At 53.0% G+C, this 23794-nt stretch carries 22 protein-coding genes and 2 riboswitches; of the genes, 10 read left to right on the forward strand and 12 right to left on the reverse strand.

All coding sequences use genetic code 11. The features are described 5' to 3' along the window. Positions 1–56 precede the first annotated feature (56 nt). The 3 genes from LOS79_RS24505 to rpoE form a co-directional block, all read right to left on the reverse strand. The gene (locus LOS79_RS24505; protein ID WP_315413041.1) at positions 57–443 is read right to left on the reverse strand and encodes a response regulator; all 387 of its coding nucleotides are present in this window, start codon (positions 441–443) and stop codon (positions 57–59) included. Positions 444–731: 288 nt separating this feature from the next. Then, on the reverse strand, positions 732–2339 hold the full coding sequence (locus LOS79_RS24510) for a CTP synthase (protein WP_315413042.1): 1608 nt from the start codon (positions 2337–2339) through the stop codon (positions 732–734). 310 nt (positions 2340–2649) lie between these two features. Further along, complete coding sequence (rpoE, locus tag LOS79_RS24515; protein WP_315413043.1) at positions 2650–3213, reverse strand: DNA-directed RNA polymerase subunit delta; 564 nt, start codon at positions 3211–3213, stop codon at positions 2650–2652. Between the two features lie 514 nt (positions 3214–3727). On the opposite strand from rpoE, the gene LOS79_RS24520 reads away from it, so the two are divergent. Then, entirely contained in the window at positions 3728–4936 is a 1209-nt protein-coding gene (locus tag LOS79_RS24520; protein ID WP_315413046.1) for a S8 family peptidase, read from the forward strand. 95 nt (positions 4937–5031) lie between these two features. Here LOS79_RS24520 and argS read toward each other — a convergent pair whose 3' ends face one another. From argS to LOS79_RS24560, 8 genes are all read right to left on the reverse strand, one after another. Next, entirely contained in the window at positions 5032–6717 is a 1686-nt protein-coding gene (gene argS / locus LOS79_RS24525) for an arginine--tRNA ligase (RefSeq protein ID WP_315413047.1), read from the reverse strand. Further along, positions 6714–7157: a YwiB family protein gene (locus tag LOS79_RS24530; protein WP_315413049.1), complete on the reverse strand. Its 444-nt coding sequence runs from the start codon at positions 7155–7157 to the stop codon at positions 6714–6716. Before LOS79_RS24530 ends, argS begins: the two co-directional genes overlap by 4 nt. A gap of 116 nt (positions 7158–7273) precedes the next feature. Then, entirely contained in the window at positions 7274–7942 is a 669-nt protein-coding gene (locus LOS79_RS24535) for a GNAT family N-acetyltransferase (protein ID WP_315422430.1), read from the reverse strand. A 33-nt stretch (positions 7943–7975) separates the two neighbouring features. Next, positions 7976–8647: a GNAT family N-acetyltransferase gene (locus LOS79_RS24540; protein WP_315413050.1), complete on the reverse strand. Its 672-nt coding sequence runs from the start codon at positions 8645–8647 to the stop codon at positions 7976–7978. A 15-nt stretch (positions 8648–8662) separates the two neighbouring features. Beyond that, positions 8663–9520, reverse strand: coding sequence for a carbon-nitrogen hydrolase family protein (locus LOS79_RS24545; protein WP_315413051.1), 858 nt, complete (start codon positions 9518–9520; stop codon positions 8663–8665). Positions 9521–9643: 123 nt separating this feature from the next. Continuing rightward, positions 9644–11218: a hypothetical protein gene (locus LOS79_RS24550; protein ID WP_315413052.1), complete on the reverse strand. Its 1575-nt coding sequence runs from the start codon at positions 11216–11218 to the stop codon at positions 9644–9646. 50 nt (positions 11219–11268) lie between these two features. Continuing rightward, complete coding sequence (locus LOS79_RS24555) at positions 11269–11802, reverse strand: RNA polymerase sigma factor (RefSeq protein ID WP_315413054.1); 534 nt, start codon at positions 11800–11802, stop codon at positions 11269–11271. A 205-nt stretch (positions 11803–12007) separates the two neighbouring features. Then, on the reverse strand, positions 12008–13180 hold the full coding sequence (locus tag LOS79_RS24560; protein ID WP_315413055.1) for a beta propeller repeat protein: 1173 nt from the start codon (positions 13178–13180) through the stop codon (positions 12008–12010). 260 nt (positions 13181–13440) lie between these two features. Here LOS79_RS24560 and LOS79_RS24565 point away from each other — a divergent pair, with 260 nt between their 5' ends. The 3 genes from LOS79_RS24565 to LOS79_RS24575 all read left to right on the forward strand — a co-directional run bounded on the left by LOS79_RS24565 (position 13441) and on the right by LOS79_RS24575 (position 17049). After that, the gene (locus LOS79_RS24565; protein WP_315413057.1) at positions 13441–15516 is read left to right on the forward strand and encodes a transglycosylase domain-containing protein; all 2076 of its coding nucleotides are present in this window, start codon (positions 13441–13443) and stop codon (positions 15514–15516) included. 103 nt (positions 15517–15619) lie between these two features. After that, positions 15620–16297 carry a DNA-3-methyladenine glycosylase gene (locus LOS79_RS24570; protein WP_315413058.1) on the forward strand — a complete coding sequence of 226 codons (678 nt, stop codon included), beginning with the start codon at positions 15620–15622 and terminating at the stop codon, positions 16295–16297. Between the two features lie 269 nt (positions 16298–16566). Further along, positions 16567–17049, forward strand: a complete 483-nt coding sequence (locus LOS79_RS24575; protein WP_315413059.1) for an AbrB/MazE/SpoVT family DNA-binding domain-containing protein — start codon at positions 16567–16569, stop codon at positions 17047–17049. 98 nt (positions 17050–17147) lie between these two features. Here LOS79_RS24575 and LOS79_RS24580 read toward each other — a convergent pair whose 3' ends face one another. Then, entirely contained in the window at positions 17148–17660 is a 513-nt protein-coding gene (locus LOS79_RS24580; protein WP_315413061.1) for a YwhD family protein, read from the reverse strand. Between the two features lie 104 nt (positions 17661–17764). Here LOS79_RS24580 and LOS79_RS24585 point away from each other — a divergent pair, with 104 nt between their 5' ends. The 6 genes from LOS79_RS24585 to LOS79_RS24610 all read left to right on the forward strand — a co-directional run bounded on the left by LOS79_RS24585 (position 17765) and on the right by LOS79_RS24610 (position 23722). Beyond that, a complete protein-coding gene (locus LOS79_RS24585) occupies positions 17765–19777 on the forward strand; it encodes a M1 family aminopeptidase (RefSeq protein WP_315413063.1) in 2013 nt (670 codons plus the stop codon). Between the two features lie 44 nt (positions 19778–19821). Then, a complete protein-coding gene (locus LOS79_RS24590) occupies positions 19822–20619 on the forward strand; it encodes a hypothetical protein (RefSeq protein ID WP_315413065.1) in 798 nt (265 codons plus the stop codon). A gap of 228 nt (positions 20620–20847) precedes the next feature. Next, positions 20848–20986, forward strand: a riboswitch (cyclic di-AMP (ydaO/yuaA leader). Between the two features lie 57 nt (positions 20987–21043). Continuing rightward, complete coding sequence (locus LOS79_RS24595) at positions 21044–21472, forward strand: C40 family peptidase (protein ID WP_315422432.1); 429 nt, start codon at positions 21044–21046, stop codon at positions 21470–21472. Positions 21473–21871: 399 nt separating this feature from the next. Next, positions 21872–22015, forward strand: a riboswitch (cyclic di-AMP (ydaO/yuaA leader). Between the two features lie 5 nt (positions 22016–22020). Next, entirely contained in the window at positions 22021–22512 is a 492-nt protein-coding gene (locus LOS79_RS24600; RefSeq protein WP_315413066.1) for a C40 family peptidase, read from the forward strand. A 241-nt stretch (positions 22513–22753) separates the two neighbouring features. Further along, positions 22754–23239, forward strand: a complete 486-nt coding sequence (locus tag LOS79_RS24605; protein ID WP_315413067.1) for a GNAT family N-acetyltransferase — start codon at positions 22754–22756, stop codon at positions 23237–23239. 126 nt (positions 23240–23365) lie between these two features. Next, a complete protein-coding gene (locus LOS79_RS24610) occupies positions 23366–23722 on the forward strand; it encodes a c-type cytochrome (protein ID WP_315413069.1) in 357 nt (118 codons plus the stop codon). Positions 23723–23794: the final 72 nt, after the last annotated feature.

Here is a 23794-nt window from a genome sequence, read left to right on the forward strand (position 1 = left end):
GCTTTTCTTCCTTAGCGTATCCATAACAGGACTTGCCCAAACCAGGGATTGTTAGGCTAGCTGCACTGATCTACCGACTTATTATGAAGATGCATATTGACAGCCACCCGCATTTCATCGATATCAAACGGCTTGGTAAAATGCATCAGGGCTCCCAGCTTGGTCGCTTCCTTTATCATATCCAGCTCTCCGTAGGCAGTCATCATTATTACTTTTATGGCCGGGTTGAGCTCCTTCAGATGCTTAAGAATCTCCAGCCCGTCCATTCCGGGGATTTTCATATCAAGCAGAACCATATCCGGCGATTCCTTACGGACGATATCCAGCGCTAATTTACCGTTAGCTGCCTGAAAGGTGGCATAACCTTCACTATTGAACACTTCCATGAGGAGAATCCGGATCCCATTCTGATCATCCACGATTAACACTTTCTTTTTTTCCATTCGATACCCTCCTACAATTTAAGGCAGATTGTCTATACCGCGCTCTCTCACAGCTAACGGCCCCGCTTCAACTTAGTCTATCGAAACCTATTATTCGTGCTTTGCAGCCAAAATCCTGCTAATTGGTTAAAATGCGTAAATCTATGCCATATAAAGGACTTCTCCATTAATTGGCAGCACTCCGGCCATACAGGGATAATTTTTGCTAAAGCATAATATCAAAAAAGAAAGCCTCCCGAAGGAGGCTTAAGCATTCGAGGCCCTGCAGGCCTGTACAATCAATTCAGTTTACAGCTGTTCGGAATGCGTGAGCGAAGCTTTCACAAATTCACGGAACAACGGCTGCGGACGGTTCGGACGGGAAGTAAATTCCGGATGGAACTGCACCGACAGGAACCAAGGATGTCCCGGCAGCTCGACAATTTCCACCAGACGGCCGTCCGGGGAGGTTCCGGAGAAGACCAGTCCTGCTTTTTCCATTTCATCACGGTAAGCGTTGTTGAACTCATACCGGTGACGGTGGCGCTCGTAGACCAGTTCATCATCGTAGCAGGACATAGCAAGGGACCCCGGCGCAAGCTTGCACGGATACAGGCCAAGACGCATCGTGCCGCCCATATCCTCAATATCCTTTTGCTCCGGCAGGAGGTCAATCAGCGCATGCGGAGTAGCCGCATCGATCTCGGAGCTGTTCGCACCTGCCAGTCCAAGCACAGAACGGCCGTACTCGATTACAGATACCTGCATACCGAGGCAGATTCCGAAGAATGGAATGGACTGCTCGCGTGCATAGCGGATAGCAGAGATTTTACCTTCGATTCCCCGGTCACCAAAGCCGCCCGGAACCAGAATTCCGCCAATGCCGCCCAGCAGCTCGTCCACATTCTCATCAGTAACCAGCTCTGCATCTACCCAGCGGATCTTCACTTCTGCATTAGCGGCAAAACCGGCATGCGAAAGGGATTCGACTACACTCAGATAGGCATCATGCAGTGCCACATATTTACCTACAATGGCAATCTCTACGGTACGCTCAAGCTGCTGAATCCGGCTCAGCATACTCTCCCATTCACGCATATCCGGTGCAGGTGTAGTCAGCTTCAGATGATTGACCACAATTTCGTCCAGGCCTTCATCGCGCAGATTCAGCGGAACTTCGTACAGCGTAGAAGCGTCACGGCATTCCACAACGGCATTCTTATCGATATCACAGAACAGGGCAAGCTTGGCCTTCATATCGTCAGTAAGCGGATATTCTGTACGGCAGACAATCACATTCGGCTGAATTCCGATGCTGCGCAGTTCCTTCACACTATGCTGTGTCGGCTTGGTCTTCACTTCTCCCGCAGCCTTGATGTATGGGATGAGGGTTACGTGAATGTACATCACATTCTCCCGGCCGATGTCGCTCTTGATCTGACGGATGGCTTCCATGAACGGCAGGCTCTCGATATCACCGACTGTACCGCCGATTTCCGTAATGACTACATCCGAACCGGTCTCACGGCCGGCGCGGAATACCCGTTCCTTGATTTCATTCGTGATATGCGGGATTACCTGAACAGTTCCGCCTAAGTATTCGCCGCGGCGTTCTTTGCTGATTACGGAGGAATAGATTTTGCCTGTCGTTACGTTGCTGTTCTTGGACAGGTTGATGTCAATAAACCGCTCATAGTGTCCGAGGTCCAGGTCAGTCTCTGCTCCGTCATCGGTTACAAATACTTCCCCGTGCTGATAAGGACTCATCGTTCCCGGGTCTACGTTAATGTAAGGATCAAACTTCTGGATCGTTACCTTCAGACCTCTGTTCTTGAGCAGTCTGCCCAGCGAAGCGGCAGTGATGCCTTTGCCCAGGGAAGACACAACGCCACCCGTTACAAAAATATACTTTGTCACTGTAAAACCCTCCTAAATAAAGTCCAGAAATTCAGGGGACGCTTGTTGCTTATCGTAACCCTTTTTTCCATCATCAAACCGGGGAACCCAAAAGTTGCTTCCATCCGCCAAACTTAAAGACCGGCATTTCCGGAATCCTGGAAAAATGCAGGTTTATGGCATCTAAAAAAACAAAAAAGTGACACCCGTAGAACCGGGGGCACTTTTTATTTTAGAAAAAATATTAACTTTCATTATAAGCCCATGCAATAGTTTACTCTGACGGTCCCGCCCGTGTCAAGGGACGATTTAACCCTCAGGTAACACTAATTTAATAATTGTCGTTGTCGTCCTCTTCATCCGCATCGCCTGATTCGTCTTCCTCGGAATCCTCATCGTCGACATCGTCTTCGTCAATGTCGTCTTCATCAATGACAACATCCTCGTCAACTTCCTCTTCGCTGTCGTCGTCAGAATAGAGGTCGTCACGATCTTCATCAATCGCATCGAAATCCTCTTCCTCGGCAGAGTAATTCTCTTCTTCTTCCGCAAAGTCGTCATCTTCCAAATCGTCGTCCTCATCGTTAATGATGCGCACGCGCTTGGTGTTGCCGACAGGGTCATCGGAGCGTTCCAGAGGGTACCAGCGCTTCAGGCCCCACAGATTAGTTCCAACACAGGCAAAACGCCCGTCAATGTTGATCTCGGTATATAACTGTGCAATCGTATCTTGGCTTTCTTGATCGGTCATACCGCGCAGCTTGGCTACCTCAACCATCAGGTCACGGTAATAGTAAGGCGTATTGGCTGCCTTAAGCACCAGGAAAGCCAGGTCTACCATCGGCATTTCTTTAACTTTCTCAGGGTCCAACTTTAAATTGAGTGGCGTACTCACTAAAGGACACTTCCTCTCACGCATTGTTCACATTCAGTCCATGCTTCATTCATGATTTCCATTAACAAACCTAAGTAAAACCTATTTGAGTACAAAATGCAAGTCTATTACAGCAAATCATGGAAGAGCCTGGGCTGAAGCGGTATGCCGGGTATAGCGGAAGCTCTGATTTCTTATTTATCAAGTGGAAACGGCTTGGCCGTCCTTTCTAAGGAGGGTACCGTTTCAGCGAGAGATAGAAGGATAAGTTATTATGTGAAACATATAAATGCTTATTTTTAAAAAAGGCGGAGGGGAATCCCTCCGCACATGACTGTATCCACGCCAAGGATCGGCTCCTTACGGGATGTTGCAAAGGGAGCCTCACAGTTCCCTCTGTTTATTTTATGTGATCCCCCGGTTTTTGACACGATGGGCAGCCCATTTACTTAAAAAAGGGCAAGTTCCCATTCGGCCCTCCGCCTCCCTTCATACTATATGGCAGCACGGCACCGAGGAGGGGACGGCGTAACCTATGGATTATTACGGATTTTGGCAGATGCTGCTTGAAGAAATATCGGCTGCCCCCAAAAATGCGCAGCGGCGCATTGTGACCTTCCATGACCCCCGCATGTATGCCGGAGCACTGTCACAGTGGAAGTCACTGAAGACCAAAACACCCGGCCTGCGGCAGGTTCAGGTATCTACACTGATCCGGGCCTTCTTTGTTCCTGTCTCCGGGGCAGAGAGGCTGATGGACCGCTATGCCGGCTCCCTATGTATAGAAGAAGATCACCGGATTCAGGTGCACTCGCTCTCCGCTGATAAGAGCAGCTCCGCCGCGATTCCCTGGGGGGTTAAAGCGATTCACGCCCCCCAGGCCTGGTCCAGATCCACCGGTGTTCATGTAAAAATCGGCGTAATTGACACCGGCGTGGACTTTCGCCATCCCGATCTGAAGCATACGCTTGCTTCCGGAGTTAACTTGCTGAACCGCGGCATGATGCCGCTCGATGACAATGGGCATGGCACCCATATTGCCGGGACACTGGCGGCAGCCGGAGGCACCCGCGGCATGATGGGCGTAGCCCCAAGGGCGCTGCTTTATCCGGTTAAGGCTTTTGACCACAGCGGCTCAGCCTATGTGTCGGATATTGTCCTCGGGATCGACTGGTGCGTCCAGAACAAGATCGATATCATTAATATGAGCTTCGGGATGAAGACCCGGAGCAAAGCACTGCACGATGTGGTAATCAAGGCCTACCGGGCCGGGATTGCCATCATCGCCTCCTCCGGCAACGACGGCAAGCGCGGCGGGGATTACCCCGCGCGCTATCCGGAGACAATTGCCGTAGGCGCCCTTGACAGAAGGCAGCGCGTCGCCGCCTTCAGCAACCGCGGCCCGTACATCGATGCGTACGGGCCTGGCGAGGGCATCCCCTCCTGCTGGCTGCGGGAGGGGTACAAAGAGATGAGCGGCACCTCCATGGCGACATCCCATGTCACCGGTGCCGCGGCCCTGCTGCTTGCGCTCCGCCCGGGGCTGACGCCCCGCGAGCTAAAGCAGCTGCTGCGCCGCACGGCCACGCCGGTGCGGCTGCGCAAGGGCCAGCGCCGCGCAGCCCTAGGCGGCGGCGCGGCCGATGCGCTGCGCCTGCTGCGCGCAGGCGCCCGGGCAAGGCGCGCCGGCAGCGGCAGCGGCAGCGGCGCGGTGGCCAAGACCGCCGCCGCTTCGCAGGCGTAGGCACGGCGCCGTTCGCGCCGCCCGGCAGGCGCGCCGGCCCACCAAAAAGCACCGCCCCCGGTTACAGGGGCGGTGCTTTGCATTATAATCCGGGCCTACATCCGGTCCGGTGCGGTAACGCCAACCAGGCGCAGGACGTTCGCAATCGTCGTGCGTGCAGCGCCCAGCAGGGCGAGGCGGGCTACGGTCTGGGCGGCATCCTCAGTGATTACGCGCTCAGCCTTGTAGTAGCTGTGGAACAGCGAAGCCAGATCATATACATAACGGATCAGGCGGTGCGGAGCATAGCTCTCGGCTGCAACGGTAATTTCCGCAGGCAGCTCACCGATCTTGCGGAGCAGATCATATTCATGCGCGGCTGTCAGCTTGCTGTAATCAATCTCGCTGTAATCAGGGATTACAATTCCCTGCTCTTCCGCCTGGCGGAAGATGCTGCAAATCCGTGCATGCGCGTACTGCACATAGAAGACCGGGTTCTCATTGGATGTCGAAATCGCCAGATCCATGTCAAAGTCCAGATGGGAATCCATGCTGCGCATTGTGAAGAAGTAACGGATCGCATCAATGCCTACTTCCTCCATCAGGTCTTCCATGGTCACGGCTTTACCGGTCCGTTTGGACATTTTAACCTTCTCGCCGTTCTGGAACAGGCTGACCATCTGCGCAATCAGGACAACCAGCTTCTCGGGATCATTGCCGAGCGCTGACATCGCAGCCTTCATCCGCGGGATATAACCATGGTGGTCCGCACCCCAGATGTTGATCATTTTATCGTAGCCGCGGCCGTACTTATCACTGTGATAAGCGATGTCCGGAGTCAGGTACGTATAGGTACCGTCATTCTTGATCAGCACGCGGTCCTTGTCGTCACCGTATTTGGTCGTCTGCAGCCAGGTTGCGCCTTCCTGTTCATAGACTTCGCCGCGCTCGCGCAGCTCATCCAGTGAACGCAGCACTTCACCGTTCTCGTAGAGTGAGGTTTCGCTGAACCAGATATCGAAGTTCACCCGGAAGGAGGTAAGATCGCGTTTGATCTTGTCCAGCTCCTTCGTGAGCCCGTAAGTACGGAAGAAGGCCGCCCGGTCGCCGGGAGTCATCTCAAGCAGGGAATCACCCTTCTCGGCTACAAGCTCCTTAGCGAAGCCTTTGATGTCTTCCCCGTGATAGCCGTCCTCCGGCATCTCGGCCTGCTGGCCCAGCTCCTGCAGGTAGCGGGTCTCAATCGATTTGCACAGATTGGCAACCTGATTGCCGGCATCATTAATGTAGTATTCCCGGGTCACATGATACCCGGCGTAATCCAGCACATTACAGAGCGCATCGCCGACAGCGGCACCGCGGGCATGTCCCAGATGCAGGCTGCCGGTCGGGTTCGCGCTGACAAACTCCATTTCAATGCGCTGCCCTAGGCCGATAGCCACACGTCCGTAATCCTCACCCTGCGCCGCTACTGCCGCAATGACGGGATACAGATAGCTTTTGGATAAAGTAAAGTTAATGAAGCCCGGTCCGGCAATTTCCGCCTTCTCAATAGAAGCGCGGCCCGTATCCAGATGCTCTATGATGGCTTCGGCAATCTGCCGCGGATTCCGCTTGGCAATCTTGGTCAGCTGCATAGCGGCATTGGTAGCCATATCTCCATGAGCCTTGTCCTTAGGTACTTCCAGCACAATGGCGGGCAGCTCTTCCCGGGAGACCAGGCCGGCTGCGACAATGGCCTCAGCAATGGCCTCCTTCACCCGTTCGTGGGCGAGCTGGAGCGGATTTAAACTTTGTGTCATGATTGTGGTTCCTCCTGTATATTCAAACTTATAGCGAACTGTCCTGATAACTCACCGTATACGTAGAGATCATATTCCCACGAGACGGCAAGCGATCGTCCATCGCGCTTGATATCGAGCTTCCGGGTGTCGGTTGTAAGATTAAACTGTGTATAAGGCGAGCGGTAAAATCCCGGCAGCTGCTGTCCCGGCTCGAAAGACTGCTCCGACTGGACTCCGCCGTGACGGATCAGCTTAAGGCCGCCCTCTGTGATCTTCAGGGTGTTGCGGACAGATACCTCGTTTCCCTCCGGGCCCGGCTGCATTTCTTCATAACGGATATACAGCGACTGCCCCTTGGCCGTAGCCTCTCCTGCTGCCTGCACTACATTCCGCCCGCCGCCCTGCACACTCACCAGCGTTACGGAAACGCCGTATTTGCCTTGCTGCACCTCAGTCATCACATGTTCCTCGCTTAATCGAACTTATTATTCAGTAAGGTCATATTCGCTTTCCCATTGTACACTATATCCAGATCATTAGAGCAATTCAATGGCTAATTCGTCAGCACCATTCATCACAGCGGGAGCAGCGCAAGCTTATCGCGGGTACGAAGCTGCTCTACCATGGACGTCCAGGCGTCCGGTTTATCTTTCAGCACAGCGTAATAACGGGTCAGGAAATCGGCAACGAGCCCGGCTCCGATCTCCTCCACATCCTCACTGCCCGGCATGAAGCACAGGTCAAGCCCGGATACCGCCTCGCCGTCACCCTGCCAGGAGGGATGCACATACGGGAAATCAATCCGTTTATAACCGAGATGGGACAGCACCTCACGGCGGACAAACGGGTCCATCGGCTTGATGCCTCCGAAATCGTAGGCTACCCGGTACGGATCATAGATCTCGGCGAACATGCCCAGCAGCTCTGCGTGATTATCAGCCGCCAGCTTCTGCAGGTCCTGAAGACGGTTCTGCGCCAGAAACCGCCCCACGCCAAGCCCTTCCCGGCCAATGATGGTGAAATCGGTCATCGCCACATTCCAGTCTGCATAATAGCGGTATTCCGTGGTGCCGACAACTGTCCCGTCCTGCACAGCTGCGAATACGCGGATACCCGGATCCTCCAGCGGTTCTTTCCAAAGGCTGTATTCCAGTACTTCCTCAGGAGGAAATACTTCTGCCAGCATATTATGTACTTGCCCGAACAAAGGGTCGGCCAGACTTGTGATTCTTCTGTATTCCAGCTTAGTGTGCATTCAAACTCCTCCAGTTTCTTTTTATAATAGAAAAGGATTCCGCCACTCCATCAGCGCCGCGTAATTCCCTGACTCTTCATCCTCCAGATAATCCGCTGCCACTCCCACAGGCGACCGCCCGCAGCGCAGCAGAAAAGTAATTACAGGATCCGTCCATTCCCCGGCCGTAACTCCAGCCAGGTATTCTTCCGCCGTCATCATAGACGCTTTCATATGGTAGCCGGGCATCCGCCCCGCTCCAAGCAGCCGCTCCAGCTTCTGCTGCACTACTACATGATACAGCGACTGAACCAGCACCTTGCCCAGTCCGAGCTTGCGGTATTTGGGCCGGACGCAGAGATCGGCAATATACAGTGTGTTCCCGTCCGGCTGATGCGTAGTCAGATACCCGTCCCCCGTAACCTCCGACCAGGTATGATGAAGCGCAGGGGTCTCCGGGCTGAAGTTTATTTTCAATCCGGTTACCGAGCCGGCCAGCTCCCCCTCTACCTCGACGCATAAAGCCCCTTCCGGGAAAAGCGTTACATGATTCAGCAGCTGCTCCCGGTTCCACCACAATTCAGCAGGATAAGGCGGCGGAAACGCTTCAGACTGGATCGTAATCAGCCCGGCAAAATCAGCTTCCGTGTAGCTGCGGATAACCGCCTGCACCGGAGTCTGGCCATTAAAGGCATAGAAGCTTGAATAGTACATTCGGATTGTTCCCCCTTACTTCCAGTCGGTATACAAATCGGTCCGGCGGTCACGCCAGGTCGTTACGGATCCGTGTTCCCGGACGCGGTACAGCAGATCCAGATCCAGATCAGCCGTGATGATCATGTCCCCGTTAATTTCCCCTTCAGCCAGCAGGCCCTGCGGAGGAAACGGGATATCATTAGGTGTGATTACTGCCGCCTGGCCAAAGTTCGCCCGCATCAGATCGACTGTAGGCAGGGAGCCGACCGTTCCGGTCAGCACGACATAAACCTGATTCTCGATTGCCCGTGCATGGCTCGTATACCGTACCCGGTGGAAGCCGTGCCGGTCATCTGTGCAGGAAGGGCAGAAGATTACATCCGCTCCCTTAGCCCGGGCCATGCGTACAATCTCGGGAAATTCAATATCGTAACAGGTCAGCATAGCGATGGTGCCTTTGTCTGTCTCGAACACTTCCAGCCCTTCGCCCGCCCCCATATTCCAGCCCTCTACCTCAGCCGGGGTAATATGCAGCTTGGCCTGCTCGACAATTCTCCCGTCCGGATAAAACAGATGGGCTACATTATAGAGCTTACCGTTTCTGCGCAGTACATGGGTCCCGCCGATAATATGCACAGCGTGCTTCACAGCAAAGCCGGAGAACAGCTCCCGGTAACGGTCTGTAAACTGCGGCAGGTCTTCTATCCCCAAGGCATTGCCTTGTTCATCGCCGATAGACATCAGCTGGGTGGTGAGAAATTCCGGGAACAGGATGAACTCAGCGCCGTACTCCCCGGCTGTTTTTATATAATGCTCGCACTGGGCAGCGAACTCCCCGAAGGAAGAAATTGTATGCAGGTGATACTGTACTGCGGATACGCGAAAAGCCATGGCGGCCATCCTCCTAAGCCTGATATAGACGTTCATTTGTTAAAGTATCTAAAATTTTACCATAACCGGTCTAAAAATCACACATGGAGGAAAGACCGCATGCCACTATACAGTGAAGCATAACTATTGGAGTCTGACAGCTGCATCTCCTGATGGATCGGAAATCCCGTAAGTTCCCGGATTGATTTCAATAGCTGCCTTAAGCGGTATCCCGGCAAAATAATCGGTTCGGCGATTGTAATCTGCAGAGAACCATGAACGATTTGGATCCGGGTGAACAAGCTTCCCGTCTACCCTTAATACCGTCCCATACATGATACTGATTGTCTTAGGGACTGTTGTTTGAACAATCAGCTCGGTGCCCTGTTGAATAACGGTATACTCTATCTTATCAAGGTTGCCTAATTTTAATAAAACCAGTTGTTTCTCTTCTCTTGCTGCAGGCAGCCTTGCCCAATTCCCGGACAAGTCCCGTTCCAGCCTTACCGCGCCGGAAAGCTCCAGCGTTATAGGCTGATTCCTCCAGTCTTTGTACTGCCGCAAAAACCAGAAGCTTCCCCCGGTACCGCCAGCATCTGCATCGTCTATCTGCTGTCCTGTTATTACTTCCCCTCCTACCTTCAGCTTCACCCCGCTGTACCGGAGAACTGTACCCAGGGGATGCTCAATGTCGAAGGGCCGCTTCCGGGCGTAAGAAATTTCAGTCTGCAATGGTGATAAGGACAGCTGTTCCAGGGCAATTCCGCTTTTTGTGAGCAAGCCCGGATCCGGTGCCAACGCATATAGTTCTGCCGGCTGGCTGGCTTCTGCGAAATCGATTTTAAAATCAATCACCCAATCCCCGGTGATGGTCCGGACCGTTTCGGTGTATGAATAGCACAGCTCCCCTTTTCGGATCTGATCCTCTGTAAGACCGTTTAAATAAAAAATATCTGTATGTCTCCCCTCATCGTCTGTTGAAGTATTTCCGGCCTTCACAACAGCATTGCCTACTCTTATTATCAATTTATTATTAGCTTGCTGATCTTTGGCTGCTGACGTATATTGAACGGTCAGCTGATCTCCTGTGCGCTTCATGGACAGGACGGATATAAGGCCGGTTCGCGGCAGGCTGCCCTCCTCTTGTACAATTCTGCCGAGCGAGGCTTCCTTTTGCCCCCGGAGCAGCAGATTTTTGGCGGATAAACGGAATTCACCTTCGGCTGCTGTCATGCTTAGCCCGTTGATATCGTATATTTTAGCTAACCCGCTCCCCTCTTCTGCCAGCTTGAATCCTCCTCGCGGCAATATCTTCTGTTCGCCGGTTGACAGCTCCGTCAGAGTCTCTTCAGCAAATACGACTTGGTCGTACTTCAAACCGCCCTTCAGCTTTAGCGAGGCGTATAACTGAACCAGGGAATCGCCGCCTGCAAAACCCGGTGCTGCCATCACCGTGCCCAGTGTTAGCGTGACCCCATTTAATGTTGTTTCTTGACCGATAGTCTGCCCTATCCCGGCCGGTGGATGGGCCGCTCTTTCCGTTCCGGTCCACATAAACAGTACCGGGCCCAACAAAAGACAAACAGCTGCTGCACCGGCCAGAATCAGCATACGCAGGTTTTTCCCTTGTTTGCTCCGCAGTAAAGAAGAGTCACTGACGTTGTCCCTGGTCCATCCAGCTTTGCGGCCGGCGGCCTCATCCTCGATCCGTTGCCACATTGCAGCATAATCAGGTGAGTGCTCTGGCAGCTGCTCCAAATACCGAGATACTACATTTTCATAATCTGCTCCCATGGCGGGCAGCCCTCCTTTTGTCCGGATGACTTGCGCATAATCCTTCTTAGTATCCGCAGCCCCCTGTTTCCTCTCGATTTGACGGTTCCTTCCGGAATGTCCAGTAAAGCCGCTGTCTCCTTTATGGATAATTCCCCGGAATAACGAAGAATCAGGACTTCCCGCACCTTCACAGGAAGCTGCTGAAACATCAGATAGAACTGTCCGGTTAATTCATGCTGCTCTGCAGCAGCCTCAACAGAGTTGTACGCTGCCCTGCGCTCGCTCAAAAAAAGGCTTCGTTCCTTATCCCGCCCTTTTGCCCTCCTTCTAAGCAGCGAATTACTCTCGTTGACAGCAATCCGTATAAGCCAGGCTTTCATATTCCTGACTTCCGACCTGTCAGCCAGAATAGCCTTAACAAATACCTCCTGGCAGACATCCTCCGCATCTGTAACATTGGACAGCAAATAACGGCATACCCGGTAGACAGGCTCTTTATACATCTCGAACAGCTCCTTGGCCTCCATCCCTTCACCCCTTAAAAACATGTCTAACCTGACTATGCATATAAGACCTTCTAGATGCGTTTCGGGTTCGCCTTTTATGTTCCAAAAATCTCAATATTTGTATTACTCACACAAAATAAGCGGCCCCGCTGTTCGGAGCCGCTTATTTCTAGATTGCGTTATGCCTTATCCGGCTGTCTTGATCACTTAATAGCAGCCGCAGCACTTACTGGCCTGTCGGCTTAAAAGCAAATTTCTGTTTCCAGGTTGCCCCTCCGTCTTCGGTAGCCAAGAGAGCAGATTGTCCGGGCCCCCTGACCGCCATCCATCCCCGCTTGGCATCCGGAAATGAAATAATACCGTCATAGCCTGCTACAGCCGGCTGATTCGTCCACTTTTTACCGCCGTTATAGGAACGCCCCACAGCTACCTTTTCTCCAGCCGGGGAATACCCGAGCAGGTACGCTGTGCTATTGCCGATGAGCTGCATGTTGCCCGGCTTGCCGCCAGCAGGTCCCGTCGTCAGCTGCGCTGCGCCGCTGCCCGGCGCCGGTCCGCCGCCTGCGGTATCCATCGCAATAATCCGTTTCCAGCTGCCTCCGCTGCTGGCATAGAGGGAATACGAGGTCTGTGACATCCCTGAGTCCCCGTACAGCAGCGCATAGACCTGGCTGCCCTGAGCATAGATCCGCCCGCCCACCGGATAGGCAGCTGCCGCTTTCAGTGAGGTCTTCCAGGTTAATCCGCCATCCGCTGTATTCATAACCTGATATCCGGTGCCCTCCTGCACGACCACCGCCCAGCCCTTTGTCCGGCTGGTAAACTCGGCACCCTGCGTGTTTACCGGGGTAGGAATCTGGCTCCAGCTTCGTCCGCCGTCCGCTGTATAATAAGCGGACTTCTGGCTGTAGCCGAATCCGTGTGTACTGTCCGTAAAGTGAATACGCTCAAAGTCCATTGGCTGCTCGCTTACTTTCTTCCAGGTAGAGCCCCCGTCTGCCGTACTGATCAGATACGTCCCGAATGTATCCTGCAGGCCAGCCAGTGCCCGTCCCTGCACATTATTAATGAAATCAATCTGCCGGAAGCTCCATTGCCCTTCATAGATCTTCTGGAAATGACAGCCCCCGTCCGAGGTGCCGATCAGGAAGCCGTCACCGGCAGCCCGTCCGGTGCTCGCGCTCAGAAACTGAATATCGGTGAAGCCGAGCGGCGCTGTATCAGCACCGGAATGCTTCGCCTGCAGCTCCCGCAGCAAGCCGTGATCTCCGGAGCCGCATGCCGGTGCAGCAGCAGCGGAACCGGTCTCCGTTCCCGGTATACCTGTGCCGGAGACCGCCAGTATTCCGGCTGACAGAATAATTAAGGCTGTCCGCTTTATTGCTATAGTCCATTTCATAATAATCCCTCCAGCTGTTGTTATTGCCCTGTATCCGTCACTACTCAGTTATACTGCCCCGGAGACTGTATACTCTACCCCGGCAAGGTCACAAAAAGAAGACAATTTGGTTACCGTTATCCAAGCCGCCTCTGCCTGCCCTCCCCCCGGTATGAATATCTGCCGGCTTCCTTTCCCATAATGAGGAGTACTAGCAGAAACTGCCTCCGGGTCTTACAGGACTGTACCGTTTCTGCGCGAAACCGAAGGAGCCTGATCTCATGCCGCGCGAATCTGCTGCACCCAAAGTTCCTAAACGCCGCCTCCGCCGGCTCTTCCGGCTGCTGGCGTTCGCTTCCCTGCTGACCCTGCTTGGAGCCGGAATCCTGCTCGGGCTCTTATATCAGAAACCGCTCCCCCCGATCGGGGATGATATCCGCTCCCGGCTGCTTGATGCCAGGGGCAATGTACTGACTACCTTCACTACAGACGGCCGCAGCCGCGACCCGGTAGAGCTTAATCAAATATCACCGCTGCTCATCCAGGCTACTCTCGCTGTGGAGGACCGCAAATTCTATAGCCATGCAGGCTTTGATCTGAAGGGAATGGGGAGAGCTGTGCTCGCCAACCTGCAGGCAGGCGGGCGTACCCAGGGAGCCAGTACACTTACCCAGCAGCTGGCACGGAATCTGTATCTGACCCATGAGAAGACCTGGACCCGCAAGAGCAAAGAAGCCCTGTACACGCTTCAGCTTGAAATGGAATACAGCAAAGACGAGATTCTGAATATGTATCTGAATGAAATCTATTACGGCCATGGTGCTTATGGGATTGAAGCCGCCTCACAGATGTATTTTGGCAAATCCGCTGCAGACCTGGATCTGGCGGAAAGTGCCATATTGGCCGGAATCCCCAAAGGCCCGACCTATTATTCTCCTTACACGCATCTGGACAGCGCGGTGAAACGCCAGGGTATCATCCTTGCTGCGATGGTTGAAGTAGGGGATATCAGCGAATCGCAGGCGGATGCGGCCAGAGAAGAGAAACTGGATTTCAAACCTCAGGGTGAAAAAAACACCGCTGCCGCAGCTCCCTACTTCCGTGATTATGTGCGCAGCATTGTAACCGGCACTCTTCATATCAGCAGCGAGGAGCTGGACCAGGGGGGACTGAATGTCTATACGACCCTTGACCCGGACATGCAGCAGGCTGCTGAGGAAGCGGTGGACAAGGGTATGGATCATAACAGCGAGCTGGAGACGGGGCTGGTATCCATTGACCCCCGCACCGGCTATATTAAGGCTATGGTCGGGGGCACCAATTACCGGGCGAGCGCATTTAATCATGTCCTCGCTACCACCCGCCAGCCCGGTTCTTCCTTTAAGCCGATCATGTATTTAACCGCGCTCTCCTCACGGATGATGACCGGATTGTCTGTCTTCAACAGCCAGCCGACGCTGTTCCATTACGACAATAACCGCAAAACCTATCAGCCCAGGAACTTCGGCGACAAATATCTCGGTGAAATCAACATGCAGCAGGCCATTGCCGCTTCCGACAATATCTATGCCGTAAATACAATTATGAAGATCGGCGCCGATAAAGTCGCAGCGATGGCAGAGGGCCTCGGGATTAACAGCCCGCTGCAGAGCGTCCCTTCCCTGGCGCTTGGCACTTCACCGGTCAGCCCGCTGGAAATGGCTTCTGCCTTCGCTGTTATTGCCGGGGGCGGAGTGAAGCAGCCGGTTACCGCAGTTCTGAAAATTACCGATGCCGGCGGGCGTCTTCTATATGAAGCTCCCCGGACTCAGGGTGAAGCTGTGGTGGAGCCGGCAGCAGCCTATGTGCTGACCCGGCTGATGGAGGGCGTCTTCGAAAGCGGAGGAACAGGAAACCGGGTAGCCTCGCTGATCAAGCGTCCTGTTGCCGGCAAAACCGGGACCACCGATACCGACGGCTGGATGGTCGGCTTCACACCGGAGCTGTCCACGGCAGTGTGGGTAGGCTATGATAAGGGCCGCGATATCGCAACTGCTGACGGAAGAAGGGCAGCGCCGATCTTTGCTGAATTCACTGAGAAAGCGCTGGCGAATGTCCCGCCCAAAATTTTCCCGATTCCTGATGGTGTAGTCAGCTTATATATCAATCCCCAGTCCGGCAAGCTGGCTACAGCGGCTTGTCCCGAGAAAGTGCTTACGGCCTTCATCAGCGGCACAGAGCCCACAGAATATTGTGATCAGCACAGCACCGGGACTGGTGAAGGCTACCCGGGAGCAGACAGCCCGGCGGATACGGAGGGTCCTGCCAAGGAGGAGCATTCCCTCTGGAGTAACATTAAGCGCTGGTGGATGAACTGACCGGCATTGCCGCCGCAGACTGCCTTGCGTTACGATAGGAGGAGCACGGCACTGGCGCTGCTGCCCTGCAGCGCTATTCCGCCGCAGAAAGGTGCTCCCATCCATGAAGCAGAATTACTCAGGCGGCCGGGATGCCGCCGCACAGCGGATGCTGCGGCCCGAGCTTTATGCGCTTGACGCAGTCAATGCTGCCCCGCATCTGCTCGGACAGCATCTGGTCCGCCGTACCGGGGCTGGCGAGATCCGTTGCCGTATTGTAGAAACGGAGAGCTATGGCGGTGCCGAGGACAAGGGAAGCCATGCTTACGGCGGCCGCCGGACTGCCCGCACAGAAGTCATGTTCAGCGCCGGCGGCTGCGCTTATGTATACCTGATCTACGGCATGTACCACTGCCTTAATGTAGTGACTGCCGCTGAGGACGATCCGCATGCGGTCCTCATCCGGGCGGTCGAGCCGCTTACCGCTAAGGATGCGGAGCTTATGGCTGCCTGCCGGGGAACCGCCGTCCGCAAGCCGTCCGATCTGTCCGGCGGACCGGGCAAGCTATGCCGTGCGCTTGCGGTCGATAAGACCTTGAATGCGGCAAGACTTGATCTGCGGGGCGGTCCGCTCTGGCTTGAGCAGGGAGAGGCACCTGAGTCGCTGGACATCGTCCAGTCACCGCGCATTAATATTCCTTATGCAGAGGAATACGCAGAACGCCCCTGGCGCTTCTACCTCCGGGGTAATCCCTATGTTTCCGTCGTAAGCCGGGAGGCTCAGCCTTTCGTTCTGTCCTGAATTTTCCTCCGGCTGTTTCGCCGCCCTGAATTTGGGTAAAAGTTAGAGAACCCTAATCAGCCTCTCCTCTGGGAAATCCCCCAAAGGAGAGGTTTTTCATGTACATATAACCAATAGTCTCTAATCCGCCGTATACCGGCTAATTCCTCTATAAAGCGACAAGATATGACCCCATTTGTATGCGCTTTCCCCGTTCTCTAAACTTACAATTACTGCTATAATCAGAAGGTATCCACAAAAAATATAAAGATGTAAATGAGGGACATGGAATGAAAGATACAGGCATGATCCGGAGTTTAGACAGTCTTGGTAGAATTGTGGTTCCCGTAGAAATCCGCATGACACGAAATATCGACATTGGGGATCCCATCGAGTTTTTTATTCTAAATGAGGAAATTATTGTACTGCGAAAGTACACCTCCACAGAATGCACGTTCTGCAGAAGCCTTGATCAGGTAACCTACTACAAGGACCAGTTCATCTGTAAGGCATGCCTGCAGGAGCTGGGCGATCCCGGGCGCGGGTCTGAGGAGACCGCCGCCGCTTCAATTGCAGCAGCTGAGAAGGATACCGAGCCTGTCCGCGGAGGGCGCAGGAGTAAGACTGAAGAAATGAGCCAGCGGCTGGTGAAGGCTATGGAGGAGCATCCCTACGCCAATCAGAAGGAGCTTGCCGAGGTCCTCGGAATCAGCCAGGCCCGAGTAAGCCAGCTAAAGCGCAAGCTAAGCTCACCAGGCAGAGTAACACAGTAATACGTAGACCGGAAATCTTATACAAATTACATATAAGGCTTGGTCCTCTGCTGACAGAGAGCCAAGCCTTGTTTGCAGTTGTATCCTTACCTACACTGTTATTCCAGCTCCGACAAGGGCGCCTTCAGCTCTTCCGGCGAAGCCGCCCACCACTCTGGGTTATGGGCCATCAGCAGTGCTTTCAGCGCTGCCCGCTCCGGTGCGCCAAGCCCCTCCAGAATCACCTTCCGCTTGAGCGCAGCATCCAGCTTATTGACATGATCCGCGAGAATCTTCCAGCCCCGCCGGGCTTCAGTATCAATCCACATCTCACAGGCAGTGATGCCTCCGTAGAACTGGCTGTCTGCGGTACGGTCGACCGCTACCCATACGACCCAGACCTGTCTGCCGGCCGGGACATCTTCCCGGTTCATGGAGAACTTAATGCCCTTCTCCACTTTGCTCTTGGCATGCATGGCACCGATATCGATAACCGCTTCACCCTGATCAATAATGACCGGCGATACATTATTCAGCTCTATGGAGCCTGCGCCGAAGCCCTTATGCTTGGCTCTGGCGTTGACAATATTAAGGGAAATCTGTTTTTTGCCCTCCGGCTGTATGTTATCCACATGTGCACATCCTTTCCATTCACTAATTATTTAATTTTAGCTAATAATGCGGCGAATGCAAACATATACATCCCGTAGATGCTTGTCACGGGAGGAATCACAGTATGAAGCCACATTCATTAAGGTACACCCTTATCTTCGCAGCTCTGGCCGTCCTCACCCTGCTCGGGGGCGGAATATGGATTCTGTCAGGGCATAGCCCTGCCGTTTGGACGGCCGCTGCCCCGAAAGAGGCCAAGTCCCCTGCCGCCCTGCCCGGGCCGCAGACGGTGCAGTCTGTTCTTCCGGAAATCACCCCTCCTCCGGCATCTGAGGCATTAAGCCAGCGGGTCACGGAATATCACATCGATGTTCAGCTGCTGGAGGATACGGAAACTTTAACCGCAACTGAAACGATGACCTGGACACATCCGGGCAAGAAGCCGGTGCAGGAGCTTTATTTTCACCTCTACCCTAACGCATTCGCTTCCGGCAATACCACCTTCATGAAGGAGTCCGGAGGCACGCTTCGCGGAGATTCTATGCCTGCAGGCGGATTCGGCAGCCTTACCCTGACAGATCTGCGCACCTCTGAGGGAGTTTCACTTATGCAGCGCACTCAGTATGTTCAGCCTGACGACGGCAATGTACAGGATACAACCCTGCTCAAGGTCCATCTGCCCCAGCCGGTAAACAGCGGTGAGAGCGTTACGCTAAAGCTTAAGTTTGAGGTCAAGCTGCCCAAAATATTCGCCCGCATGGGCACTGCAGGTAACTTCGTTATGGCCGGGCAATGGTTCCCCAAGATTAGCGTCTACGAGCCTGCCGGCACCCGGGGGCTGAGGGAGGAAGGCTGGAATCTGCATCAGTATCACGGCACCTCCGAATTCTACAGTGACTTCGGCATCTACAACGTAACCATCTCCGTTCCGTCCCGTTACACGGTTGCTGCAACCGGGTTCCCGGTGAAGAATGCGAAGCTGGCCGGCGACCGCAAGATCTATCAGTTCTACGCTGATGATGTTCATGATTTCGCCTGGGCGGCATCACCGGATTTCATTGTCGCCGAGAAGGCCTTCTCGGCGCCGCAGGTGCCCGGGGTACGGATTAAGCTCTATTTGGACCCGCTGCATAAGGATCTCCAGGAGCGCTACTTCCAGGCTGCTGAGGCTGCCCTCACGGCTTTCAGCAAATGGTACGGGCCTTATCCCTACTCCACCTTGTCCATTGTAGTCCCGCCTGAGTCAGGCAACGGGGCCGGAGGCATGGAGTACCCGACGCTGATTACGGCCTTCGGCGCAGCAGAGGCATCGCCGGGCACTACACTTGAGCGCACAGTAATCCATGAAATCGGCCATCAGTTCTTCTATGGCATGGTTGCCAGCAATGAATTCGAGGAAGCCTGGCTGGATGAGAGCTTCACCTCCTATGCCGAAGACCGGCTGATGGAACAGGAATACGGCGTAGCTTCAAGCCTTCCGCTGCAGTCGAGCCTGGTCACCTCCGCTCAGCCGCTCAAGCTTGCAACCTGGAAGTACAGCGGGGATGAAGCCTATACACGGAATGTATATATCCGGGGCAAGCTGGTGCTGAAGGATATTGAACGGCTTACCGGAACCAAAAATATGGATGCCATTCTTGCGGCTTATGCCCGTAAATACCGCTTCAAGCATCCTACCACCGCCGACTTCCAAAAGGTTGTGGAGAAAGTGACCAAGCAGTCTTGGCAGACTTACTTTGACCAGTATGTATATGGCGGAGGCGCTCCTGACTTTGCAGTAGATGACATCTCGCTCTCTGTCAAGCGCAGCAGCGAAGGAGATGGCCTGCAGTATGATGCTGTTGTGGATGTAAGCAACCAGGGCAGCCATTATGCAGATGTTCCTGTGAAATTCACCTTCTCGGACGGATATACCGTACAGCAATACTGGAACGGTGCGGGCAAGAGCACTACCTTCGAGCTATCCTACAAAGCGCCGCTGGTCTCCGCGGAGGTTGATCCGGAGCATTCCATCCTGCTGGAAAGTAAGCATCTTAACAATTTCAGGATGGCAGAGCTTGAATACAGCAAGCTTTCCCGCTGGACTGTCAGTATCACTACACTGCTTGAAACCCTGCTCGGAACTCTGGTCTGGTGAGGTGAAAGATTGTGAAAAGTTCAATAACCCGCGGTTGGCACAGCATGAAAGAGCAATTTTATATACTGATTCTGCTATTCATTTACCGGCTATTCTGGGGCTACTTTATGTACAAATTCATCAAAAGCGCGGTCGTTCCGGTACTGCTGCGTTATCCGGATGCCAGCGCCGGCGGCAGCGGAATGGGCAGGCTGCTGTATTACATTGAGGGGCGCACAGCCCTGTACAGTGACCCTGCTGTGCTGCGGTGGCTGTGGCTGCTGCTGGGACTGTCCCTTCTGCGGCTGCTGCTGTCCCCCTTTATCCGGGCAGGGCTGCTGCATGAGCTTCATCAGGAACGCGCGGGGGCGCGCGGGCTGTTCTTTTTTCCCGGAATGAAGCGTTATGGGCTCCCGGTGCTGCTGTTCAGTCTCGTAGAATGGGCGCTCATCCTTCTCCCGCTCTATTGGCTGCTTCCCGCTATGTACCCGCTGCTTGTCAGCGGCATTCTTAATTATCCGCAGCTGCTTCTGCTGGCGCCTTACGTCCTGGGCTGGCTCATCTACCTCTTCCTCATCCGCAAGCTGCTGCTCTATATGCAGTTTGGCTATACCGCCGGCAGCGGCATGTTCGCTTCTCTGCTGATCTGCCTGAAGGTACTGCTGAAGTCTATTCTCATCTCGGCAGTCATGGGAGCAGGCAGTCTGTTAACTCTGATCCTCTGCAGTGCCTCTGCCATCCTTTGTCCGGGCCTGCCGGCCCTTCTGCTGCGCCAGGGAGCCTTCCTGCCCTCTACCTTATTCAAAATGTGGGGAATCGCCGCACAGTATCATCTCTGGTCCAGTAAATCATTTCCACAATAATCTGCTGTTAAAATGGCATACTACAAGAGTCATTGCCTCCCTCAAAGGGCGCAAGACTCTTTTTTTGTACGGGCCCAGCCGCTGCATTTGCAAAACTGTAAATCCTTTGGTACAATGATGCCTGTACTACTAGTAACAAATTTGTAATCTTTAAGATGGATCTGAACATTACCTGTAACTTAACCTGTAACTTATGAAATTAACCTTTGCTGACAAGTCACTGTTCTGGTGCACAAAACGCCTAATTCCTTGCACCGGGAAGTGGGGGAACCATATTTTGGGTGAATTGATCTCGCTTTAGAGGGGTCATAGGGGAACCTTCTACCGAATCCTTAAGCTAACCTCGCAGGCCTTGGAAGGAGTACATCTTTTGAGAAGTCAGAATTTTAAGAAGAAATGCACCGCAGCAGCGCTGGGTCTTGTGATGGTATTCACACTGGGAGCAGGCAGCGCTTTCGCAGACTCCAAAATGGATACTGTGATCTCTAAAACAATTGGTACGGCCTATAAAACCGGAGGCACAAGCACCAGCGGTTTCGATTGCTCCGGGTTTACCAAATACGTATTCAAAAATATCGGCCTTACTTTGCCCCGCACTTCTAAAGCGCAGTACAACGTAGGAACAGCCGTCGCAAAAAGTAACTTGCGTGCCGGCGATCTGGTTTTCTTTAATACGCTGGGTAACGGAGTTTCCCATGTCGGTATTTATGTCGGAGAAGGTAAATTTGCACAATCGTCCACTTCACATGGTGTAACCATCAGTTCGCTGAGTCAGGCATACTGGGCCAACCGCTACGTTGGCGCCAAACGGGTAATGAGCACTACCGCCTATCAGGCTGTCGCTTACGATTGAACTCTTGATTATTTCCCCGGATTTTGAATCCTCTAACACTAAATGTAACTTATACAGGCCCGGAACTTGATTATTGCCGTAATCATTTCCGGGTTTTTCCTTTTCCTTATTCTACCTTTTACACATTTCTGCAAACCATGAAACAGCTTTTTCACCGGATTTTTAATAAATTATTCGAAATAACTTACCTGTAGCTTACCTTGTACGTAAATATGAGTCTTTCTAAGCACCTATAACTCTAAAATGTGCAAAAAAAATGCATTAATATGTTATAAGTGATTGCCAAGCGCCCTAGTCTTTGTTACAATTATCGCAGTGAGATTTTAGTAACATTTTTGTAATTATTGAATCTGTTTTTACAAAGGTTTTGTCATGTATTGAATAAACAGCTAATCCTAATCAACAGTCGTGCCGAGTTTCCTAACAAGTTAGGGAAACGGGGGAACCAACTTTGGGTGAATTGACCTCCTATTCTAAGAGGGGTCATAGGGGACCTTCAACCGAACCCTTAAGCTAACCTCGTAGGCATTTGGAAGGGGTATTTACTTTTGAAGAAGAAGTTAGCAGCCGCAGTACTAAGCTTTTCCATCATCTTCACCATCGGAGCAGGAAGCGCTTTCGCGGATTCCAAAATGGATAAAGTGATCGACAAAGCCATCGGGACCAAATACGTATCCGGCGGCACAACAACAAGCGGTTTTGACTGTTCCGGATTTACCATGTATGTTTTTGATAAGATCGGTATTGACCTGCCACACCAATCCGGTTCCCAATACCAGATGGGTACGGCTGTATCCCGTGACGAGATGAGACCGGGAGACCTTGTTTTCTTCAACACAAGCGGTAAAGGCATTTCCCATGTCGGCGTTTATGTTGGCGAAGGCAAGTTCGCACATGCTTCTTCCTCACGTGGTGTAACTATCAGTTCGCTGAGTGACAGCTACTACGTCAACCGCTACGTTGGCGCCAAACGGATTATGAGTACGGATGCTTACAAGAGCGTGGCTGCAGATTCCGAAGACAATGACGATGTGCAATAAGCAGTTCTAAGATAAGCGCTTTTCCAGGATTTTTGCCGAAATCTTGGGGAAGGGCTTATTTTTTTGTCTATAAAAGTACTTACCCCGCTCTATATCCGTCAAACACCCATAATGCCGTTTCATAAAATATTTTTTCGCGTTTGTCAAGTTTCTGCATTTCCGGCCGTTATTTGCGTCCAATCTGCTGGTTTTGTATATAATTATTACAAGAAGTATTCTCTCCTGAAAGGAGGTCCCCGTTATGATTAGTACTCCTGTTACATTTTATGTGGTTCCTATGGAGCCGCAGCATGCAGCTGCGATCTGTGAGTGGAATTACAGGCCCCCGTATAATATATACGGCTGGATGTCCTGGGAGCAGATGCAGGCGCTCGGTGTTGAATTCGGAGACCCGCAGCTGCGCAGCGAGCAGTATGTATCGGTCGTGAACGGCCAAGGTATTCTCTGCGGCTTCGCCCAGCTGTTTCCTATGGAAGGCGTAGTCCGTCTCGGCGTGGGCATGCGGCCTGATCTGTGCGGTCACGGCATGGGGCATCTGTTCATGAAAGCCATCGTCCAGGCTGCTCTGGCCCGTTATCCTGAGCGGGAGATCGATCTGGAGGTATTAACCTGGAACCAGCGCGCCATCCGCGCCTACCAGAAATGCGGATTTACCATTACCGATACCTATGAACGCAGAACACCAACGGGCAATAAGCCGTTTTATTGCATGGTTTATGAGAAATAACCTTCTTATTGTATGTGTCTAAAAATTTCGCAGAATACCCGTTCATTTTTTTGTCACAAATGCTATGATAACGCTTCACCTTCCAGTATAATAAAGGAAGCAGCTTACAGGGAGGGACGGATGCAGATGCAGAAATGGATTATGAGCGGTTTGTTTTTTGCCGCCTGCGCCTTTGCGGTAGTCTTAATGTTCACATTGCCCGGTAAATCCGAAGTAGCCGAAGAGAACAAGCCGACCATGCCTGAGGTGGTGCTGGATGCAGCCAGTGCAGAGGCTACAGTCAAAGTGAGCTGTATTTCCTGCCATGGCGACCAGCTTCAGGGCGGGGTAGGGCCGAGCCTCCAGCAGGAAGGCGGGCAGCATGATGCGGGTCAGATTTTCAGCATTGTGACCAAAGGCCGCGGACAGATGCCTTCCTTCAAGGATAAGCTGGCCCCGGAGGAAATTGCGAATGTTGCGCTTTGGCTGTCTGAGAAGAAATAACTCCGGTACAAGGATACCAGACTGATTTAATAAGTAAAATGCCCGTGCAGAGGATATCAGGTATCCGTGCGC

Source organism: Paenibacillus sp. MMS20-IR301 (genome assembly GCF_032302195.1).
Taxonomy (GTDB): Bacteria; Bacillota; Bacilli; order Paenibacillales; family Paenibacillaceae; genus Paenibacillus_AQ.

Bases quoted from the DNA above. Each gene is read 5' to 3' on its own strand.
- LOS79_RS24585 (WP_315413063.1), top strand. From the start codon at position 17,765: ATGAAGCCACATTCATTAAGGTACACCCTTATCTTCGCAGCTCTGGCC.
- LOS79_RS24540 (WP_315413050.1), bottom strand. From the start codon at position 8,647: ATGTACTATTCAAGCTTCTATGCCTTTAATGGCCAGACTCCGGTGCAG.
- LOS79_RS24565 (WP_315413057.1), top strand. From the start codon at position 13,441: ATGCCGCGCGAATCTGCTGCACCCAAAGTTCCTAAACGCCGCCTCCGC.
- argS (WP_315413047.1), bottom strand. From the start codon at position 6,717: ATGACACAAAGTTTAAATCCGCTCCAGCTCGCCCACGAACGGGTGAAG.
- LOS79_RS24575 (WP_315413059.1), top strand. From the start codon at position 16,567: ATGAAAGATACAGGCATGATCCGGAGTTTAGACAGTCTTGGTAGAATT.
- LOS79_RS24570 (WP_315413058.1), top strand. From the start codon at position 15,620: ATGAAGCAGAATTACTCAGGCGGCCGGGATGCCGCCGCACAGCGGATG.
- LOS79_RS24545 (WP_315413051.1), bottom strand. From the start codon at position 9,520: ATGGCTTTTCGCGTATCCGCAGTACAGTATCACCTGCATACAATTTCT.
- LOS79_RS24610 (WP_315413069.1), top strand. From the start codon at position 23,366: ATGCAGAAATGGATTATGAGCGGTTTGTTTTTTGCCGCCTGCGCCTTT.
- LOS79_RS24530 (WP_315413049.1), bottom strand. From the start codon at position 7,157: ATGACTGAGGTGCAGCAAGGCAAATACGGCGTTTCCGTAACGCTGGTG.
- LOS79_RS24590 (WP_315413065.1), top strand. From the start codon at position 19,822: ATGAAAGAGCAATTTTATATACTGATTCTGCTATTCATTTACCGGCTA.
- LOS79_RS24555 (WP_315413054.1), bottom strand. From the start codon at position 11,802: ATGGAGGCCAAGGAGCTGTTCGAGATGTATAAAGAGCCTGTCTACCGG.
- LOS79_RS24605 (WP_315413067.1), top strand. From the start codon at position 22,754: ATGATTAGTACTCCTGTTACATTTTATGTGGTTCCTATGGAGCCGCAG.
- LOS79_RS24560 (WP_315413055.1), bottom strand. From the start codon at position 13,180: ATGAAATGGACTATAGCAATAAAGCGGACAGCCTTAATTATTCTGTCA.
- LOS79_RS24550 (WP_315413052.1), bottom strand. From the start codon at position 11,218: ATGTGGCAACGGATCGAGGATGAGGCCGCCGGCCGCAAAGCTGGATGG.
- LOS79_RS24595 (WP_315422432.1), top strand. From the start codon at position 21,044: ATGGTATTCACACTGGGAGCAGGCAGCGCTTTCGCAGACTCCAAAATG.
- LOS79_RS24520 (WP_315413046.1), top strand. From the start codon at position 3,728: ATGGATTATTACGGATTTTGGCAGATGCTGCTTGAAGAAATATCGGCT.
- LOS79_RS24505 (WP_315413041.1), bottom strand. From the start codon at position 443: ATGGAAAAAAAGAAAGTGTTAATCGTGGATGATCAGAATGGGATCCGG.